2 protein-coding genes are annotated in these 2,868 nt (G+C 66.4%); both read right to left on the reverse strand.

Going from position 1 to position 2,868, the window contains the following annotated elements; all coding sequences use genetic code 11:
* Positions 1–291: 291 nt before the first annotated feature.
* Positions 292–957 (reverse strand): DNA-processing protein DprA, encoded by a 666-nt coding sequence (locus ACIQJ5_RS17450; protein WP_190265262.1) that lies wholly within the window; start codon positions 955–957, stop codon positions 292–294.
* A gap of 434 nt (positions 958–1,391) precedes the next feature.
* Positions 1,392–2,735, reverse strand: a complete 1,344-nt coding sequence (locus ACIQJ5_RS17455) for a hypothetical protein (RefSeq protein ID WP_402845645.1) — start codon at positions 2,733–2,735, stop codon at positions 1,392–1,394.
* Positions 2,736–2,868 lie beyond the last annotated feature (133 nt).

A 2,868-nucleotide genomic window follows, 5' to 3' on the forward strand; every position in this document is an offset into this window, starting at 1 on the left:
CTTGAAATCCGTCATCGTTCCGTCCGTCCAATCTCCGCCAAGCATGCTCAAGCTTCACGATTTTTGCAACAGAGCCTGTCTGCGTAACCGGCTCAAACGCGTCCACGCACAGCCCCGGGCGCCTTACCGCTGCTCGACATCGTGTACGGAGAGGCATCTGCGCAGGTCAGAGCCCTCGCCAGACGTCTCGCAGCACCATGTCGCCCGGGGGACCGTGGTGATTCATCTGATGCAATACGCAGACTAGCTGCGGCCCTAATAGGTCTTATCGGCCTATTAGGGCTTGCCTGGTCACGGGATGAGCTGGCGCACCTGCTTGGGGGTGGCTGCGAGTCGAGCTACGCCGTCGCTGATGAGCTGGTGTGATCCTGCGCTGGCGGCGCTGGTGATCGGGCCGGGGATCGCTGCGACGTTGCGGCCTGCGGCGTGTGCGATGCGTGCACCGAGCAGTGCGCCACTGCGCGCGCCTGCCTCGGTGATGAGCGTTGTTCCTGCGGCGAGGGCTGCCAGGCGCGAGCGCTCAATGAACCGGAATCGGGTGGGTGCTGCGCCCGGTTCAACTGCGGTGAGCAGCAGCGTGTTCGGTGCGGCCTCGATGGTGTCGATGAGCTGCCGGTGAGCCTCGGGGTAGGGTCGGCCGTGGCCGGATGCCTGCCAGATTATGAGTCGGTCGCCCTGGGCGAGCGCTGCGCGGGCGGCGGCCGCGTTGATGCCGTAGGCGGTGCCCGTCATGGTGACGTAATCGCGTGCGAGGTCAGCGACGAACTCGGCCGTGATCTGCGTGCCGTAGGCGGTGCTGGCGCGCGATCCGTCGATGTTCACGGTCTGGTCGAGCTGGTCGAGCAGCGACAGGTCGCCGCGTGCCCAAATGCGCGTTGGGGCGGTGGTGCCGATAGCGCTCAGTCGGCCGAAGAATGCCGGGTGCGAATGGGCGGTAAGCGTTGCCAGATCAGACATGGTGTGCTCCTTCCGAGCGGGTCGGGGTAGTTCCCCTTATCCCTCACGTTTTTTGCCGTGAAGGCACGAATGTGCCGCGCAGAGAGCGCAGCCGGAGTGCAAGTGACCGTGGAATACCGGAGCGAGCGCAGCGAGCGAGGATATGCCGCGAAAGCACTTGCGCGGAGGTGGAGCGAACGTATGCTGCCGAAGGCTTCACGGCTAAAAATGCGAAGCGTTCAAACACTGCGGCCGCGCTGCGGCCGTCACCTGGTGCAGCTCTTCGAGCTGCACTGCTTTCGGGGTCGCGGTGTGACCCTCGTGTTACTGCTTAGCTGTCCTCACTGTGTGCAGGCCAGCCCCGCAATAGCTGGGCTGTGCACATTGTGGGCAGGTAAGTCTCTGCGTCGGTGTCCACATGCTGCCGCCTGCTCCGTCAGGGGGCGGCCTGTGTGTCATCCGACAAAGCGAACAGTGGTATTGCGGTCGGTTCGCTCACGATAGGGCTGCCGCGCTCCGCTGCGCTGCGCTTTGCCTTCGAGGGAATCTGGTTGCGTCTCGTCGTGGGAACCGGGGAGCGGCATTGTCGCAATCGGCTTGGCACCGAGTATGTCCATGATGAGGCGTTCGGCATCGGATACGGGCACGGGTCGGGGTCGAGCTGGGGGAGTAGTGCCGGTGATGATGCAGCGGGCGGCGCGATAGTCGGCGCGGCCGTTAGCAGTACGAGGGTGGATCGGGTGAGGGGCTGGGCCAAGGTCAGGCACGAGCACGAGCTGACCTGGTGCGGGGCGCTTCGGGCGTTCAGCTCGGGGCGTGTTCATCCAGTCCAGCTCGGCGCACCACCAAGCCCACAGTTCGCGCTCGACGGCGTAGCGCTCGGCGCGAGCTGCCAGGCGTCCAGTTACGCCACGGGCGTCGGCCGCTGCGTCGCGGCGGTCGGCGGCGGGCTTGCGCCAGCCGTCACGACTGAGCAGCAGCACGTCGGCTTCGATGAGTCGGGTAAGTGTCTGTACCGTGTGAGCTGCGTCTGATCCGGTGAGCTGGGCGAGTTCTCCGAGTGAGAGAGGATCGTGAGTGCAGCGTGCATAGACGTTCCCAGCGTGCAGCCCTAGTGCTCCGAGAGTGAAGAGGTCATGTGCCGCATCGTCCAGCCGGTTTGTGAGTTCGAGCAGCAGAGCGTTTCGTGCGGCTGCGCCGCTGCCGGGGGGGCGGTGGGCGACTTGTGACCGGGCATCTACTGGGTTGCTGTGGATAACGACGTGAGGGCCGATTTTCCAGTGTGCGGCGCTGCGGCCTTCGGCCTCGTTGGTGCGAATGATCCAGTCGTCTTCTGCGAGGCGCAGCAGCGCTGTGCGCGCCGTTTCACGGCCGATGCCTGCCATGAGTGCCAGGCGTCGGGTATCGGCCTCCAGATCGGCGCTGAGGGCTTGCAGGGCAAGGATGCTCAGCGCATCGAGCACGCGACGGTCAGCGGGGCCGCCTCCGCGGTTCCATCTGCCGGGGGCGGCGTCTGCGCGGCTCTGTACGGCGAGTACATGCGCGGCGATAGCGTCGGCGCGGGCGTCGAACGTCTCATCGCGGCCGACGATGCGGCGGCCGCTGGCGATGTAGGCAACGGCGCGATCCCATTGGCGGCGCAGCACGCGCGCGCGTTCGTCAGGCCGACGGGCGATGCGTCGGCCGTCTTCGTTGCGGGTGCGTGCGTGTTCCAGGCCGGGGGCTGTGTCGAGCACGCGGGCTACGTCGCTGTAGTGCCAGTGTGCGGCGGCCGCGCCGGTCAGCACGCGCCAGAGCACGGCGCTAGCGTCCTCTGCGGCGGCATTGGTGCGCAGCGCTGCGGCCGCTGCGGGCGCTAGGTGTGATGTCCAGGGACGTTGTTGAGTCGGTCGAAGGGTACGCCGCCAATCGCAGAGTGGTGTCGGTGGTGGT

This window comes from Microbacterium sp. GXS0129, assembly GCF_044769785.1.
In the GTDB taxonomy this organism is placed as follows: Bacteria; Actinomycetota; Actinomycetes; order Actinomycetales; family Microbacteriaceae; genus Microbacterium; species Microbacterium nymphoidis.